The organism is Ensifer sp. ENS08 (assembly GCF_014852195.1).
GTDB lineage: Bacteria > Pseudomonadota > Alphaproteobacteria > Rhizobiales > Rhizobiaceae > Ensifer > Ensifer adhaerens.
The window spans coordinates 214309-230429 of record NZ_JACVBF010000003.1; the positions used below are offsets into that span (position 1 = coordinate 214309).

Below are 16121 nucleotides of genomic sequence, written 5' to 3' on the forward strand. Positions count from 1 at the left end.
CACTCATGCACAAGGTCATGGGGCAATCGGAAGCCCGAAAACGCGAAGGGCGCGGCCTCCTCGGCCGCGCCCTTCGTCAACTCGATCATTATGCCCGTTTACTTGGTAACCAGGCAGCTTCCGCCGGCGCCCTTGTACTTGGAGCAAAGGGCATTGGCCTCGTCCTTCGAACCGGCCGGGATGCGGACGCGGTAGTAGGTACCCTTGCCGGCGATCTCCGCCTTGCGGATGTCGACGCCGCGGCCGCCGATGACGCTTCCGAACTTGCTCGAAAGGCTGTTGTAGGACTTCTGCGCCTCGGCTTCCGACGGCAGAGATGCGACCTGGATGAAGTAGCCACCGGCCGGAACCGATGCCGTGGCAACCTGCTGCGCGGGCTGGGTCTCAGCCGGGAGAGCGGCCTGCTCTTCCGCCGGACGGGCGTTTTCGGCAGGCTGTGCGGCCGGACGGGTCTGCGGCGTCGGAGCCTTTTCGCCACCGGCAGAAGCCGTCGTCGTGACGCTGCGCACCGGAACCTGTTCGATGTTGGCGTTACCCGTTGCGGCAAGCGCAACCTGGTCGGTGTTGGCCGCAGCCTGGCCTGCAGCAGCGACTTCATTCGAAGGCGTTGCGGGCAGCGGCTGGGTCGTGCCGGCGACATCGGTCGCCGGTGCTGCAACCGGCTCCTCGCGAGCGACCAGCGTTCCATCCGGCTTGACGATCATCGTGCGCACCTTCCTCGGTGCGACGGCCGGCGTCTTGTCTTCTTCCTGGGCAGCGGTCTCGCCGTTTGCGCCATCCGGCAGCAGGCGATCGCCGTCCTCTTCGTTCGGCAGTGCCGCCTGCAGGGTTTCGGCCTCGTTGCTGCCTTCGAGCGGCAGGGTCTCCGGCGTCAGCGTCCTCTGGACGACATCCATCGGCTCCTCGGTCGAAGAGACCAGGGCTTCCTGCTGCGGGGCACCAGCCTGAGCACCGGCAACGCGGTCATAAACCGCCTTGTCCTGGTTCGGCACGGTCTTGCCGCCCTTTTCCTCGGGCACGACCTTGACCGGGGCCTTGTCGGCCAGAATGATCTTCGGGCCTTCGGCCGAACTGACCGCGCCGCTACCGCCCATCCAGGCGTAGACGGCAGCGCCACCAAGGATGATGACGCCGGCAACGCTTGCTGCCAGCAACATCGTGCGCTGCGAGCCACGGCCGGTGCCATATTCGCGGTATTCGCCGGCATCCTGCTGGCTCTGCGCCGCTGAAACCCGTTCGGCATCGCGGGCAACCGCCGGACGCTCGACGATCGAGCGGCGGAAGTCTTCTTCCATCGCCTTTTCAAACTCGTCGAAATCGTCAAGCGAACCCTGACCGAAGGCCGGAGCCGCGGCAGCGGCCGGTGCCGGACGGGCCGGCTCCACCTTTTCGACGGCCGCCGGACGGCTTTCCTTGACCGGAGCCGGCGTTCCGAAGAGCTGGGCCATTTCCGCGTCGATGTCGAGATCGTAGTCGGCCGGATAAGAAACCGGCTTCTCGGTCTCGATAACCGGCAGCTGCGGCACGTCCATATCCGCGATCGGGGCGACGCCGTTCTCGGCTTCGGCAATCATCGACGGATCGAAGGGCAGCGTGCTCTCGGGCTGTGCTTCCTGGCGCTCGACCGGCGCGGGAGCGACGTAAGGCTCGACGAACCGCTCCGGCTCGCGCTGCGGAACGGCCGCCTGCGCGACCGGCTGCACCGGTGCTTGCGGCACGACGGCAGCAACGACCGGCTCATCTACGGTGACGTCTGCGAAGTCGAGCTTCAGCGCCTCGTCGGAGAGCTCAATTTCGAAGTTCTCGATGTCGAAGCTCGGCTCGTGCTCCGGCTGCGCAATTGGCTTGGCCACCTCGACCAAGGGTTCCGCGACCTGAACGGGAGCAGCTGCCGCTGACGCAACCGGCGCTGCAACAGCGGCCACCGGTGCTGCGACCGACGATACCAACGGGCCGGCAAAGGCACGCTGCTGGCTGGCGCCCGAGGCGGACGCAACCGGCGTCGCACGGCTGAAGGTGGGCGTAAAGGGATAAGGGCTCTTCTTTATCGGAGCGGCAGTGGCAACCGCTGGCGTGACCACCGGCGCCACGACGGGCTGTGTTTCCACATGGAGAGCCGGATGCGACTGCACCGCAGCGGCAACCATCGCTGAGACCGGCGGAACCGGGAACCGTTCGATGTCCGCCAGAAGATCGTCGCGGCCAGCATCCTGCTCGACGACTGCCTGAGCTGCGATCACGTCTTCCTGATAGGGAGGCTCAATTTCGCGCTCTTCGGCCGCGACATCGAAGCGCGGCTGTTCATGGGCCGAAAATGCATCCGCAACCGGAGCCGGCTCGGCCCAGACCGGAGCGGCTTCGACGGCCGGCGCCTGCCATGCATCGACGAACTGATCACGCGGATCGATATCCTGCGGTTCGACGTGCGCCGCAACCTCGGCAACGTCATCCGACAACAGATCGGCTTCGCCAAGCGACAACTCGAGTTCGCGCTCAAGATCGAACGCCGGCTCGTCGACGACGGCCTCGGCGTTGTCGTCTTCGGCAACCTGCGGCGCCACGGAGAAGGCGTGAACCTCGGCATAGTCCTCGTCAGCGACGGGGGCTGGCGCCGCTTCGACGCGTTCGGGCTGGACGAACACCGGCTCTTCAAGCTCGGCGACGGGCTCCGCCACCGGCTCTTCGTGAACGACGACGTGTTCGGCTACCGGCTCGAACCGGGGCTCTTCGATCGGAGCCGGCTGCGGCGCGGACCGCGGCGCGTCGTAGCTGTCGAACGCGCGAAGCAGCTCGTCTTCGAGATCGAAGGCGGGATCTTGACGCACCGCCTCCTGGTGTCGTTGCAGTTCCTGCAACTGTTGGACGGCCGGCCGGGCATCGTAACCGACGATCCGGGCGAGTTCGGCCAACGGATCATCGTCTGCCAATACATCGAATTCAGCCGGCCCGCTTCGTGCGAATTGTTTGTCTGCCATGCTCTCCACTCACAATTGCCTGTATCGCTGTGCCAGTGCATTGTGGGAAAATGGTGACAATACTTATCGCATTTCCTCCGGTGCGGAGGTGCCTGTAATAGACAGGCCGGATTTCAATACCGAAGCGACAGCATGCACCAGCCCGAGTCTGGCAGTACTTAATTCTCTATTTTTATCGTTAACAAAACGTAATTCCGGATTCTCTTTACCTTTGTTCCAATGTGCGTGGAAGGCGGCGGCAAGATCATACAGGTAAAACGCGATGCGATGCGGCTCCTGAGCCAGTGCCGCAGCCTCGATGACTCGCGGATATTCTGCGAGCTTGGCGACGAGCTGGAGCTCCGTCGGATCCGTGATCTGGCCCAGAACGGCACTGGCGAGATCGACCGATTCGAGGTTCAGATCCGGGAACGCGTCCGCAGCCTGGCGGAAGACCGAGCGGCAGCGCGCATGCGCATACTGCACGTAGAAGACCGGGTTATCCTTCGACTGTTCTGTTACTTTAGCAAAATCGAAGTCGAGCGGTTCGGAGTTCTTCCGATAGATCATCATGAAACGAACCGGATCGCGGCCGACTTCATCGACGACGTCGCGCAGCGTGACGAAGTCACCGGAGCGCTTCGACATCTTCACCGGCTCGCCGTCGCGGAAGAGCTTGACCAGCTGGCACAACAGAACCGTAAGCTTCGACGAACCGCCGGAGACCGCGCGCGCCAGCGCTTCCAGGCGCTTGACGTAGCCGCCATGGTCGGCACCGAGCACATAGATCATCTCGTCGAAGCCGCGGTCGAACTTGTCCTTGAAGTAGGCAACGTCGGCGGCGAAGTAGGTATAGCTGCCGTCCGACTTGATCAGCGGCCGGTCGATATCGTCGCCGACCTCGGTCGAACGGAACAGCGTCTGCTCGCGGTCTTCCCAATCTTCCGGCAGCTGGCCCTTCGGCGGCGGCAGGGTGCCCTTGTAAACGTGGCCCTTGAAGGTCAGGTCGTTGATCGCCGTGCGGATGGCGGCAGCACCGTTCGCGTGCAGCGTTCGCTCGGAGAAGAAGACGTCGTGATTGACGTTCAGCGCCGCGAGATCCTCGCGGATCATCGCCATCATCGCGTCGATCGTCCGGTCCTTGACGAGCGGCATCCACTTGTCTTCAGGCATCAGCCTGAGGCTCGTGCCGAATTCGTCGGCGAGCGCCTCGCCGACCGGCACGAGATAGTCGCCCGGATAAAGGCCCGGCGGAATCTCGCCGATCTCTTCGCCCAGCGCCTGGCGATAACGCAGGAATGCGGACCGCGCGAGAACGTCGATCTGCGACCCCGCATCGTTGATGTAGTATTCCTTCGTGACCTCATAGCCGGAGAAGGCCAAAAGGTTGGCCAGCGCGTCGCCGACAACGGCTCCGCGGCAATGGCCGACATGCATCGGGCCGGTCGGGTTGGCCGATACGTATTCGACGTTGACCTTGCGGCCGCCACCGACAGCGCTACGGCCGTAGTCGACGCCCGCACGCGCCATGCCCGACAGCAGCTTCTGCCAGTAGTAAACGGAAAGGCGGACGTTGATGAAGCCCGGACCGGCGACGGAGACGTCGGTGACTTCCGGATCCTGCTTGAGCTTCTCGACGATGAGTTCGGCAAGCGCGCGAGGATTCATGCCGAGCGGCTTTGCCAGCACCATCGCAGCATTGGTCGCAACATCACCATGGCTGGGATCACGTGGCGGCTCGACATTGACACGGCCGAAGTCAAGCTCGGATCGCTTTTCTCGAACGCTTTCAAGCGTTTCGAGAATGTCCTTAATTCTTGATTCGAAGTCCGTGAAGAGATTCATCTGATCCGTCCGCTTTTCCCGGCCACAAGTGACCGGCGCAAAACTCAAAAAGGAGGCTCGGTTCGGCCGAACCGCAAGCCTCCGGGCGGGGGGTCCCTAGCGCAAATCGGGCGTATGGTCAAACAAGCGCTTGTGCACGCTGATCGCAAAAGTGTCGGTCATGCCGGCGAGGTAGTCGCCGACGTGCCGCGCCCGCGCCGGCTCCGCCATGCCGGCAATCTGGTCGATCCAATAGTGCTCACGCATCAGCTGCGGGTCGTCCATGAAGGCATGATAGAGATCGCAGACGATCGAGGCTGCATTTTCGCGCACGCGCATGACTTCCGGGTGCCGGTAGATCCGGGTCATCAGCAAGCGCTTGATCTGCTTGTCCGTCTCGCCCATCTCCTCAGAGAAGGTCGCCATCACGGTGCCGGCCTGGCGCACATCGGCAGCACTTTGCGGCCGTATCTCGCCGATCCGTTGCTGCGCGACGCCGATGACGTCCTCGACCATCGCGGTAATCTGACGCCGCATGATCTCATGCGTGAAGCGGCTGCTTTCAAGACCGGGATAACGGTCATGGACCTCGCGCATCAGGCGCGCGAGAAACGGCACGTCTTCGAGCATTTCGAAGGTGAGATAGCCAGCCCGCAGACCGTCATCGATATCATGGGTGTTGTAGGCGATATCGTCAGCAATGGCCGCGACCTGCGCTTCGAGGCTCGCAAAACTCGCCAGTTCCAGATCATGCAGCGCGCAATAGTCGAGGATCGGCTGCGGCACGGGCCCTCGCGTGCCCTCACCGTCCGCGGTCAGCAACGGCCCGTTGTGCTTGACCAGGCCTTCCAGGCTCTCCCAGGTCAGGTTCAACCCGTCGAACTCGGCGTAGCGACGCTCGAGCTTGGTGACGATGCGCAGCGACTGGGCATTGTGATCGAAGCCGCCATAGGGCTTCAGCATCTCGTGAAGGGCATCCTCGCCCGTATGGCCAAAGGGCGTGTGGCCGAAATCATGCACGAGAGCGACGCCTTCGGCCAGATCTTCGTCGAGCTTGAGCGCGCGCGCCAGAGCCCGGGCGATCTGCGCCACCTCGATCGTGTGCGTAAGACGGGTGCGGTAGTGATCGCCGTCAGCGGCAATAAAGACCTGCGTCTTGTGCTTCAGGCGGCGAAACGCCGTGGTGTGCACGATGCGGTCGCGGTCGCGCTGAAAATCGGAGCGCGTCGCGCTCGTCGCTTCGGGAAAGAGCCTGCCGCGCGTCATCCAGGGATTCGACGCGAACGGCGCATGTTCACCATAACCGAAGCCGAGCGCATTTTTGTCGAATGTCATCTTCCACCTAATTCGTCGTCCCATTGACGGGACATTCAAGCCTTCATACCTATAGTGAAAGCTACGGAAACGCGTGATGCAAGATCGACCGATTCCGCAAGCGGAAGCAACGGCTTGGCCGCGGGTCTTGAAAGAGGCCCCGAAACCGACCAGATCGGATGCTTTAACACAGGGCAATTCTCTCCGGTTCTTGACCCCGGCAGGAGGCAGATATGACGCATGAAACCGTGACCCTCTCGGACGCTGCAGCGAAGCGGATCGCCACGATCCTGCGTTCAGACAGCCACAACAACGCCATGCGAGTGTCCGTCGAGGGCGGCGGCTGCTCGGGCTTTTCCTACAAGTTCGACCTGGTCGACAGCAGCAATGACGACGACCTGGTGCTGGAAAAGAACGAAGCCAAGGTCCTGATCGACAGCCTGTCGCTCGTCTATATGGGCGGCTCGGAAATCGACTTCGTCGACAACCTGCTCGGCCAGTCGTTTCAGATCAAGAATCCGAACGCGGTTGCAAGCTGCGGATGCGGAACGAGTTTCTCCATCTGACGCCAGCGCCCCACGTCTCTCTTAGCCGGCTCCGTTTCAACAACGAACGGAGCCGTTTGCGTCAGAGATAGGGCGATCCGAGCCAGAGAATGCGGTTCGCCAATCGATCCGCGAACGACTTTTTGCGCAACCTTTCGAGCGTGACCGGCTCGGCTGATGCGAGAATGTCGGAGATCGTGCCATTGATCGCCTCGGCGAAGCCATGGTCGAGAACCTCAAGGTCGAACTCGAAGTTGAGGCGCAGGGAGCGCGGGTCGAGATTGGTGGACCCGACATAGGCCCAACGCTCGTCCACGGTCAAAAGCTTGGAGTGGTTGAAGGCGCCCTTCGCCCGCCAGACGCGACAATGGCCCTTCAGCACCTGATCGAACTGCGCAGTCATCGCCCTGTCGACCAGCAGCAGATTGTTGACTGCGGGAACGATGATATCCACCTCGACGCCGCGGCGCGCGGCGGTGACGAGCGCGCTGATCAGTTCGCGGTCCGGTAGGAAATAGGGTGACATCACGCGGATATTCTTCTGCGCGACCGAAAACGCCCCCATGAGCATCTTGTGATTGGTCTCATTGGTGGCGTCAGGTCCGGATGGCACGGCGCGCATCAGTACCGACGGCCCATCCGCCGGCAGCGGTGCCTCTTCGATCGCCCATGCGGGGCCCGCCAGAACCTCGCCACTTGAGAATTGCCAATCTTCGGACGAGACCTGGAAGATATCGGCGACCACCGGTCCGGCCATGCGGAAATGCGTATCCTGTGCCGGCGCCTGACCGGCGATCTCGCTGGTGAAGCCCACCCGGATGTTCATGCCGCCGGCAAAGGCAACCTGACCGTCGACCACGAGGATCTTGCGGTGCGTGCGCAGGTTGGCATAGGGCAGCCGTAGCCCCATGATGATGTTGCCGTTGAAAACCGCCGTCGGAACGCCCGCCGCCTCAAGATGACCGACAATGCTCGGCACCGAGTAGCGCGCGCCTACGGCGTCAATCAGCACCCGCACCTCGACACCCCGCGCCACCGCCGCGATCAGGGCGTCTGCAAAGCGCAGGCCGATGACGTCGCGATCGAAGATATAGCTTTCGAGCAGGATCGAGCGCCGGGCGCCGGCGATCGCTTCCAGCATCGCGGCATAGACGGCATCGCCGCCGGCGAGCACCGAAATACGGTTGCCCGTGCACATACGATGGCGTGAAACGCGGTCGCCGAGGATCTTCATCGCCGCAAATCGTTCTCCGAACTGCACCGATATGTCGGCATCCGAAACGTCGAAGCGGCCGAACTGATCCGGCCCCTGCCCGCGCAACAGAGCGCGTTGCGAGCCGATCGAGGAGCGCCGGATACGGTTGATTCCGGCAACGGCATAGATCAGCGCGCCGACGATCGGCGAAAGCAGGACGACACCGACCCAGCCCGCCGCGGCGCGCACGTCGTCCTTCGTCATCGCGGCATGAATGGCGGCAGGAATGCCCAGCGCGAAGGACAAAAGCGCCAGGATATGCGGCCAATAATTCTGCACGAGATCGATCATGGGCGGGACTATAGCCCGCCAACGGGCGGAATCAATTCGACGCCTGCAGCGTATACCGTATCGACCGCTGCCCCCTCATGGGAAGCGTCGGTGCTGCTCGCGCGCGCTGTTGAAAACCCGCAGGTAACGGATTTGTCAAAAGAATCCGGAGCGGCTAGAAATGACCCCGCCAAGGACTTAACCGACATGGAAGGGCGTTTCGAGCCATGAAGATTGCCACCTGGAACATCAATGGCGTCAAGGCGCGAATCGACAGCCTGCTGGCCTGGCTGAAGGAAAGCGGACCGGATATCGTCTGCCTGCAGGAGATCAAATCGGTCGACGACGGCTTTCCGCGCCTCGAGATCGAGGCGCTTGGCTATCATGTCGAAACACACGGCCAGAAGGGCTTCAATGGCGTCGCGCTGCTTTCCAAGCTGCGGCCGGACGAGGTCAATCGCGGCCTGCCTGGTGACGATACGGACGAACAGTCACGTTTCATCGAAGGTGTCTTCTCGGTCGAAGGCGGCGTGATCCGCGTCTGCTCGCTCTACCTTCCGAACGGAAATCCCGTCGACAGCGAGAAATATCCCTACAAACTCGCCTGGATGCGCCGGCTTGAGGCCTATGCGAAGCAGCGCCTGTTGCTCGAAGAACCCTTCATCCTTGCCGGCGACTACAACGTCATCCCCGAGGAACACGACTGCTGGGATATCAAGGTCTGGCAGAACGATGCCCTCTTCCTGCCGGAAACGCGCGCGGCATTTCGCCGGCTGCGCAACCTCGGTTTCACCGACGCTGTGCGCGCGACGTCGGACGCTGTGCCGCTCTATACGTTCTGGGATTATCAGGCCGGCTGCTGGCCGAAAAATTTCGGCATCCGCATCGATCATCTGATGCTGTCGCCGGAGGCGACCGATCGGCTGGTGTCGACATCCATCGACAAGCATGTCCGCGCCTGGGAGAAGCCTTCGGACCACGTGCCCGTCATCGGGACGTTTGCGTTCGCGCCCGCTTAAGGCGCGTTTTTCCAGATCTTAGTGTGTGGAGAATGGTCCCTGGGCCGGCGGCGGTTCGGGGACCGCTCGACGATGACAATCAGTCGTCGTCGCCCTGCATGTGCAGGTTCTGCGACAGTGCGATTGCCGTGCGTCGATCGTCCTCGCTGGCAAGCGAGAAGGCCTGCTCCTGCATCGACTGCATCCAGGGCCGATCCTTCGGCGAACACTGGTCGAGTGCCGCAGTCATGAACGCGAGACCACGAACGGTCTGGCCTTCCTGGAAAATCACATTGCCAAAGACGCCCATGGCGCCGGCGTGACCGCTCTTGCGCGCACGATTGAGCCATTTCTTGGCCTGCTGAACGTTCACGCTACCGCCCTCGCCCGACAAGAGCATGCGCGCGAGCTGGAACTGCGCCTCGGCGACGCCGAAGGTCGATGCCGCCTGGAAATAAAGCTGGCGCGCCTGGGACATGTCGGACTTGATCGGGCTGTCGGGAATGCCGCGACGATAGTAGCCGGCAAGGGAGATCAACGCGTTGACGAAGTAACCGGTGTCTTCCGAGCCTGGCTCCACGCCCTCCTGGGCGATTTCGCTATAGATCTTGAAGGCTTCAAGGTCGTTCTCGGCGACGCCGTCGCCATAGGCGTACATGTTGGCGAGGGCCCAGCGGGATCCGGTGTGGCCCTTCTCGGCCGCGTATTTGTAAGCTTCTACAGCCTCGTCCTTGCGGCCATTCTTGTAGGCGGAAAACCCGAACTTGAAGAGCGCGAACGGACCTGATTCTTTGGTGACGCCCGCACCGGGATCAAAAGCGTAGGCCGGCATGGCGAAGGTCCCACAGACCGCCAGCGACACGCCGAGTATCGCAACCTTTAGTGACTTTAGTTCACCCGCAAGCATCACAGTCTAATTCTTCCGTTCCAGCCGGCCACGCCGAACCCATCACCGCTGCAAACACACAAGCCCGGACGACCCGCCGCCGGGAACTGCACCAACTCCGCCGACAAAGTCGGCGCAACCTTTCCACAATGAAACTTCGACATAGTCCCCGAAGCAGTCATTTTGATGGACCACTTGCACTGGCGTGCCGGAGGCCACATTTCTCATGACGGTCATCGATCCAAGTTTCATTTCACCCCAAACGCTGCAGGTATCGCACTCACATTGCAGGCTTGTCCCTATATCGCTGCTCCCTGTTTGTGGCGGGAAATGGACATAGCCGGAACGAGTCTGATCCTAGCAAACTCTAGCATTAAAAGTGTTGCTGAATCGTCACATTGCGGGACAGTGCGGACGCGTGGTTAAGAGGCTCCACACATAAGAAAGGCCCGGTAAAACCGGGCCTTGCAGGATCAGATGACGAAGGATCAGAACTTCACTTTGATCGATGTCGAAATGGCACCGACAAAGTCGTCGTCGAAATCGTAGGAAACGTCGTCACCAATGACGTCGTCACCATACTTCACCGCACCGGAACTGCCGCCGGTCATGATGCCGACAGCACCAGCAAGACGGAACTCAAGGTTCTCGGTCGGCGTGTAGGAAACACCGGTTCCCAGCGTCCAGGTGTCGGTCTGCGTTCCATAACCGTGGCTGGTGCCGCGGTCCCAGGTCAGGCTGACGGCGCCGCTCCACTGATCATTGAACTTGTGGCCGACACCGCCGGTGATCGTCCAGCCGTCACGGTAGAGAAGATCAAGGCTCGTGCATGGCGTAGTACGGGAGACCGTGGCGGGGCAGAACTTCAGGACCTGAAGCTGGCTCCAGTCCGTCCACTTCACCGAGCCAAATGCCGCCCAACCGGGTGCAAAGCCGCTCTGCAGCTTGAGTTCCAGCGAGTCCGGCATCGAAGCCGCACCGTTTACGTCGTATTTCGTACCGGTCACAAGGCCCACACCCGGTACAACGAAGCCCAACTGGCGAAGGTCGATGAAGCCCGAGAGGTTATCCAGATCGACAGCACTGTTGTAGACGAGGCTCGCTCGCAAGGCATACTCGGGGATTTCGTAGGCAGCACCTGCGCGCCAGCCCCAGCCATGCCCTCCAAGCTCGAGCCTGCCAATGCCGGTAAAGGCACCAGCGAGCGGCGTGCCTGTATAATCCTGAACCAGCCGTTCCTTGAAGCCGTTGACTTCCTGATAGAAGACGCCGCCGATCACACGGAACTGGCCTGGCCCCATGTCCCATTTGTAGGAGCAGGTCGCGGCGTAGTTGTCGCTCTCTACCTTCGTTTCGATATTGCTGTTGGCACCGGCCCAGTTCTGCCCCGGATTGGTGTGGGCACCCCAGGGCTGGGAGTAGTCAGCCATACAGTCGACGCTGTCACCAAAGGCCGCCTTAACGCCGACGCGCGGAACCCAGTAGCTCTCGGTGTCGTCAGCAGTATTCGGTCTGTTGTTGAGATTGCCGCCACCAAAAGTCCCGGTAAGGATGTTGGTGTTCCCGGTATCGGTATCACGGACGTTCTTCAATTCGCGCTGCGGATTGACGTAGGTCGCCGACGCTTCCCCCGCATAATCCGACGGGTCGAACAGCAGATCGATGTTGTAACCGCCGCGCTCAAGACCGCCCGCGTGCGCGGCGGAGGCAAACAGCAAACCCGCTGCTACCGACAGAACACCCCGCTTTAAATTCATGTGAGCCATCCAGCTCCTCCCCCTGCACTGCAAAACTGCGACATTCCACCTCATGTCGTGTGGGCCGAAGTATTCTCACGATCCCGTGAAATCGCAAATGCGAGATCTAGCAGTTAGCAGGCTCGATCGGTCACAGAATTTACGTAAGATTCTCATGATTTAGCCACAATGGCGCCAGATCGGAACCATTTTTCCAAAATCATGGATGAAATCCACTGAATTAGAATGGATTTCCAAACCATCGAAAACCTGTGTCGCCTGAACAACATTATCGCTTTTTGCGGTAGAACAGCGAAAAACTCCGTTGAAGTTCCGCTCAAACGCCACGCGCGCTTAATGACCCGCGCAGCAGATTCAACTGATCGAATCAATGCCAAATCTCGATAGGCTGAAGTCTATCTTGCATTTCTAAAATAAAAAATCCGCGGCATTTCTGCCGCGGATTTCGATTTCTGACGGTCAGGCATTCTCTTGAACGCCCTCTCGTTGAATCCGTCGATTAACGGCCTCAACCGGCCTCGGCGACGCGCGTCAGCGCAACGCTCAGCGATTCCTTCTGGAGATCGAGCTCTACGAGGCGTTCACGTTCCGCTTCGACCAGTTCCGGCTTTGCGTTGGCGACAAACTTCTCATTGGCCAGCTTGCCGAGGATGCGCTCGCGCTCGGCTTCCACCTTGGCGATCGCCTTCTCAAGTCGGGCCTTCTCGGCGGAAAGGTCGATCAGGTTGCCGAGCGGCAGGCAGGCCGTTGCCTCGCCAACGACAATCTGGGCGCTGCCGCGCGGCGCAACAGTGGCGTGGTCGATATGCTCGACGCGCGCCAGACGACCGATGGCCTGGGCATGCTGCTGCAGGCGCTCGCGCGTCAGGTTGTTGGCACCGACAACGATCAGCGGCGCGGTTGCCGCCGGCGGGACGTTCATCTCCGAACGGACCGAACGAATGCCCGAAACCAGATCGATCAGCCAGTTGATCTCGTCGGCCGCCGTGTCGTCAGCATAGGACGGCGCCGGCCATTCGGCGTGGCACAGCAGCGTCGAACGCTCCTGGCCCTCGCCTGCCGTCTGCGCCCAGAGCTCTTCCGTCATGAACGGCATGAACGGGTGCAGCAGCTTGTAGATCTCGTCGAGAACGTAGGCGACGCAGGCCTGCGACTCGCGTTTTGCCGCTTCGTCCTCGCCACTGAAGATCGGCTTCAGCAGTTCGAGGTACCAATCGCAGAACTGGTTCCAGACGAACCGATAGAGGCTGCCGGCCGCGTCGTTGAAGCGATAGGCATCGAGCGCCTCGGTGACGTCGCGGATGGTCCGCGACAGCTCCGTCAGGATCCAGCGGTTGACGGTGAGCGATGAGGTTTCGGGAATGAAACCATCGCTGCTGGTAACGCCATTCATCTGGGCAAAACGCGTCGCGTTCCACAGCTTGGTGCCGAAGTTGCGGTAGCCGGCGATGCGGGCCGGGTCGAGTTTCACGTCACGCCCCTGGGCCGCCATGATCGCCAGCGTGAAGCGCAAGGCGTCAGCACCGTATTCGTCGATCAGTTCGAGCGGATCGATGACGTTGCCCTTCGACTTCGACATCTTCTGGCCGTTCTTGTCGCGAACGAGCGCATGGACATAGACCGTATGGAAAGGCTCGACCGGAGTGCCGTCGGCATCCTTCATGAAATGCAGGCCCATCATCATCATCCGGGCAACCCAGAAGAAGATGATGTCGAAACCGGTGACCAGCACGTCGGTCTGATAGTACTTCTCCAGTTCCGGCGTCTCGTTCGGCCAGCCGAGCGTGGAAAACGGCCAAAGCGCCGAGGAGAACCAGGTGTCGAGAACGTCTTCGTCACGCGTCAGGATTTCGCCCGGCTTGAAGTTCTCGAGCAGATCCTCGACATAGGCCTTCATCGGGCCTTCATGCGCCAGATAATGCTGGATCGCCGCGTGCAACGCCTCTTCCTCGGTCTTTTCGACGAAGACCTGACCGTCCGGACCGTACCAGGCCGGGATCTGGTGCCCCCACCACAGCTGGCGCGAAACGCACCAGGGTTGAATGTTTTCCATCCACTCGTAGTAGGTCTTCTCCCAGTTCTTTGGAACGAAGTTGGTCCGACCTTCCTTGACGGCGGCGATCGCGGGCTTGGCCAGCGTCTTCGCGTCAACGTACCATTGCTCTGTCAGACGCGGTTCGATCGGCACGCCGCCACGGTCGCCATGGGGAACCATGTGCTTGTGCGGCTCGATCTTGTCGAGCAGGCCCGCCTCTTCGAAGATGCGAACGATGATCTTGCGCGCTTCGAAGCGGTCCTTGCCTTCGAGTTCGTCCCAGGCGCCGTGCAGGGCAGCCGGATCGCTGAGCCCTTCGAGGAAATCCTCGTTGTCCTTGATCGTGATGCGGCCTTCGATCGTCATGATGTTGATCGCGCGCAGACCGGCGCGCTTGCCGACGTCGAAGTCGTTGAAATCATGCGCAGGCGTGATCTTCACCGCACCGGTACCGGCGGTCGGATCCGCATAGTCGTCGGCAACGACAGGAATGCGGCGACCGACGATCGGCAGAATGACGTGCTTGCCGATCAAAGGCTTGTAGCGCTCATCCTCCGGATTGACCGCGATGCCGCTGTCTCCGAGCATGGTTTCAGGACGCGTCGTGGCGACGACGAGGTAATCGCGCTTTTCCCACTCGGTCGCCTTGCCCTCTTCATCGAAGGCGACCGGGTAATCGAAGGTTACGCCAGGCTCCAACGGATAGCGCAGGTGCCAGAGGTTGCCGTTGATCTCGTGCTGCTCGACCTCCAGATCCGAAATCGCGGTCAGAAGCTTCGGGTCCCAGTTGACCAGGCGCTTATCCTTGTAGATCAGGCCTTCCTTGTAGAGCGAAACGAAGACCTCGAGAACGGCCTCAGACAGCCCTTCGTCCATGGTGAAGCGTTCGCGCGACCAGTCGCAGGACGCGCCAAGACGCTTCAATTGGTTGAAGATGAGCCCGCCCGATTCGGCTTTCCATTCCCAGACCTTCTCGATGAAGGCTTCGCGGCCCATCTGCCGGCGGTGCTGCTGGCTCTCCATCAGCTTACGCTCGACGACCATCTGGGTGGCGATGCCTGCATGGTCCATGCCCGGCTGCCACAACACATCCTTGCCGCGCATGCGTTCGAAACGAACGAGCACGTCCTGAAGCGTGTTGTTGAGCGCGTGGCCCATGTGCAGCGAACCCGTCACGTTCGGCGGTGGGATCACGATGCAGAAACTGTCGGCGCCGGGCTTGGCACCCGCCCCTGCACGAAACGCGTTTTCTTCGTCCCACTTCTTGGCGATACGCGGGTCGACGGATGCGGAATCGTAGGTCTTATCAAGCATTTTGGAGCCAATTTACGAGATTGATGTCAGCGTCTTGTAAACCGGAACGGCCGGTGCAAGTCAACACGAACGCAAAAAGCCGCGACGATCGCGCGGCTTCTTTCGTGTTCGGATTCGGCTTTTAGCGGCGGGGGCCGCGCGCGACGCGTTCGATTTCCTCGCGGACGAGCCGCTCGACAAGCGTCGGCAGATTGTCATCGAGCCATTCCTGCAGCATCGGCCGCAGCATCGCTTCGGCAATTTCATCAAAGGAACGCCGCGATTCCTGATCCACTGCGTGGGCAAGATCGCCGAACGACTGAGCGACCTTGCGGCCGACCTCCGGCGAGACGATCGCCGCAAGCGCCGTCTCCGGCGCGGGCGCTTCCGGCGGAACGACGGCGGCCACCGGCGGAACCGCGCTTAGAACTTCCGGGAGTTCGACTGGCGGCGGCGCTACGACTTCCGGCTCTGCCGGCGCCTCAACAGCAGCAGCGGGCTCGATCACCGGCGCTTTCGGCGCGGAAACCGCCGCCATGCGCGAGGTGACGACCGGACTGTCCTGAATGGCGACGACCTGCGGCGCAGGCGGCACCTCACGTCCGGCAAAGCCCGTCGTATGACGCTCGGACGCGGCGCGAACCCGTGCTGCGACATCGGCAAGTGAAAGCGGCGGCTGCGCTACCGGCGACGGCTCCGACAGCCCGGCCTGGCTGTCCACGACCGGTTCGACAAACGCGGCCTTGGGCGCCTCATCGCGTCGGCCAAAGGCGATCGTCTCGATCTCGCTGTCGATGGTCAGCTCGATCTCGTCGTTGCCCTCGTCCTCGAACTGCTCCTGCGGCGCAAATCCGGCTTGCCCGGGTTCGTTGCTCTCAATGATCTTGCGAATGGATGCCAGGATTTCATCCATCGACGGTTCACGCGCGACATTGAGCTGTGCCATTTCCATCCTCGTTTGACGCGGCAGACATGTGTCCCAAAACTGGA

At 61.5% G+C, this 16121-nt stretch carries 10 protein-coding genes; 2 read left to right on the top strand and 8 right to left on the bottom strand.

Going from position 1 to position 16121, the window contains the following annotated elements; all coding sequences use genetic code 11:
- Positions 1-98: 98 nt before the first annotated feature.
- The 3 genes from IB272_RS11080 to IB272_RS11090 form a co-directional block, all read right to left on the bottom strand.
- Positions 99-2975, bottom strand: a complete 2877-nt coding sequence (locus IB272_RS11080) for an SPOR domain-containing protein (RefSeq protein WP_060583187.1) — start codon at positions 2973-2975, stop codon at positions 99-101.
- Between the two features lie 63 nt (positions 2976-3038).
- On the bottom strand, positions 3039-4799 hold the full coding sequence (gene argS, locus IB272_RS11085; RefSeq protein ID WP_113136257.1) for an arginine--tRNA ligase: 1761 nt from the start codon (positions 4797-4799) through the stop codon (positions 3039-3041).
- Between the two features lie 96 nt (positions 4800-4895).
- Positions 4896-6113 (bottom strand): deoxyguanosinetriphosphate triphosphohydrolase, encoded by a 1218-nt coding sequence (locus IB272_RS11090; RefSeq protein WP_034796668.1) that lies wholly within the window; start codon positions 6111-6113, stop codon positions 4896-4898.
- A gap of 212 nt (positions 6114-6325) precedes the next feature.
- Between IB272_RS11090 and erpA the strand changes: the two genes are divergently transcribed.
- A complete protein-coding gene (erpA, locus tag IB272_RS11095) occupies positions 6326-6658 on the top strand; it encodes an iron-sulfur cluster insertion protein ErpA (protein WP_034796669.1) in 333 nt (110 codons plus the stop codon).
- Positions 6659-6719: 61 nt separating this feature from the next.
- Here erpA and IB272_RS11100 read toward each other — a convergent pair whose 3' ends face one another.
- On the bottom strand, positions 6720-8183 hold the full coding sequence (locus IB272_RS11100) for a phosphatidylserine/phosphatidylglycerophosphate/cardiolipin synthase family protein (RefSeq protein ID WP_060516977.1): 1464 nt from the start codon (positions 8181-8183) through the stop codon (positions 6720-6722).
- A 206-nt stretch (positions 8184-8389) separates the two neighbouring features.
- Between IB272_RS11100 and xth the strand changes: the two genes are divergently transcribed.
- On the top strand, positions 8390-9181 hold the full coding sequence (gene xth / locus IB272_RS11105) for an exodeoxyribonuclease III (RefSeq protein WP_060516974.1): 792 nt from the start codon (positions 8390-8392) through the stop codon (positions 9179-9181).
- A gap of 79 nt (positions 9182-9260) precedes the next feature.
- Here the strand turns inward: xth and exoR are convergent, their stop codons facing one another.
- The 4 genes from exoR to IB272_RS11125 form a co-directional block, all read right to left on the bottom strand.
- Entirely contained in the window at positions 9261-10067 is an 807-nt protein-coding gene (gene exoR / locus IB272_RS11110) for an exopolysaccharide production regulator ExoR (protein WP_034796672.1), read from the bottom strand.
- Between the two features lie 467 nt (positions 10068-10534).
- On the bottom strand, positions 10535-11812 hold the full coding sequence (locus IB272_RS11115) for an OmpP1/FadL family transporter (protein ID WP_034796673.1): 1278 nt from the start codon (positions 11810-11812) through the stop codon (positions 10535-10537).
- A gap of 499 nt (positions 11813-12311) precedes the next feature.
- Entirely contained in the window at positions 12312-15152 is a 2841-nt protein-coding gene (locus tag IB272_RS11120) for a valine--tRNA ligase (protein ID WP_034796674.1), read from the bottom strand.
- 121 nt (positions 15153-15273) lie between these two features.
- Positions 15274-16077: a PopZ family protein gene (locus IB272_RS11125; RefSeq protein ID WP_034796675.1), complete on the bottom strand. Its 804-nt coding sequence runs from the start codon at positions 16075-16077 to the stop codon at positions 15274-15276.
- Positions 16078-16121: the final 44 nt, after the last annotated feature.

Coding starts and splice junctions, on each gene's coding strand:
- IB272_RS11090 (WP_034796668.1), bottom strand. CDS start 6,113: ATGACATTCGACAAAAATGCGCTCGGCTTCGGTTATGGTGAACATGCG.
- exoR (WP_034796672.1), bottom strand. CDS start 10,067: ATGCTTGCGGGTGAACTAAAGTCACTAAAGGTTGCGATACTCGGCGTG.
- IB272_RS11125 (WP_034796675.1), bottom strand. CDS start 16,077: ATGGCACAGCTCAATGTCGCGCGTGAACCGTCGATGGATGAAATCCTG.
- erpA (WP_034796669.1), top strand. CDS start 6,326: ATGACGCATGAAACCGTGACCCTCTCGGACGCTGCAGCGAAGCGGATC.
- IB272_RS11120 (WP_034796674.1), bottom strand. CDS start 15,152: ATGCTTGATAAGACCTACGATTCCGCATCCGTCGACCCGCGTATCGCC.
- xth (WP_060516974.1), top strand. CDS start 8,390: ATGAAGATTGCCACCTGGAACATCAATGGCGTCAAGGCGCGAATCGAC.
- IB272_RS11100 (WP_060516977.1), bottom strand. CDS start 8,183: ATGATCGATCTCGTGCAGAATTATTGGCCGCATATCCTGGCGCTTTTG.
- IB272_RS11080 (WP_060583187.1), bottom strand. CDS start 2,975: ATGGCAGACAAACAATTCGCACGAAGCGGGCCGGCTGAATTCGATGTA.
- IB272_RS11115 (WP_034796673.1), bottom strand. CDS start 11,812: ATGGCTCACATGAATTTAAAGCGGGGTGTTCTGTCGGTAGCAGCGGGT.
- argS (WP_113136257.1), bottom strand. CDS start 4,799: ATGAATCTCTTCACGGACTTCGAATCAAGAATTAAGGACATTCTCGAA.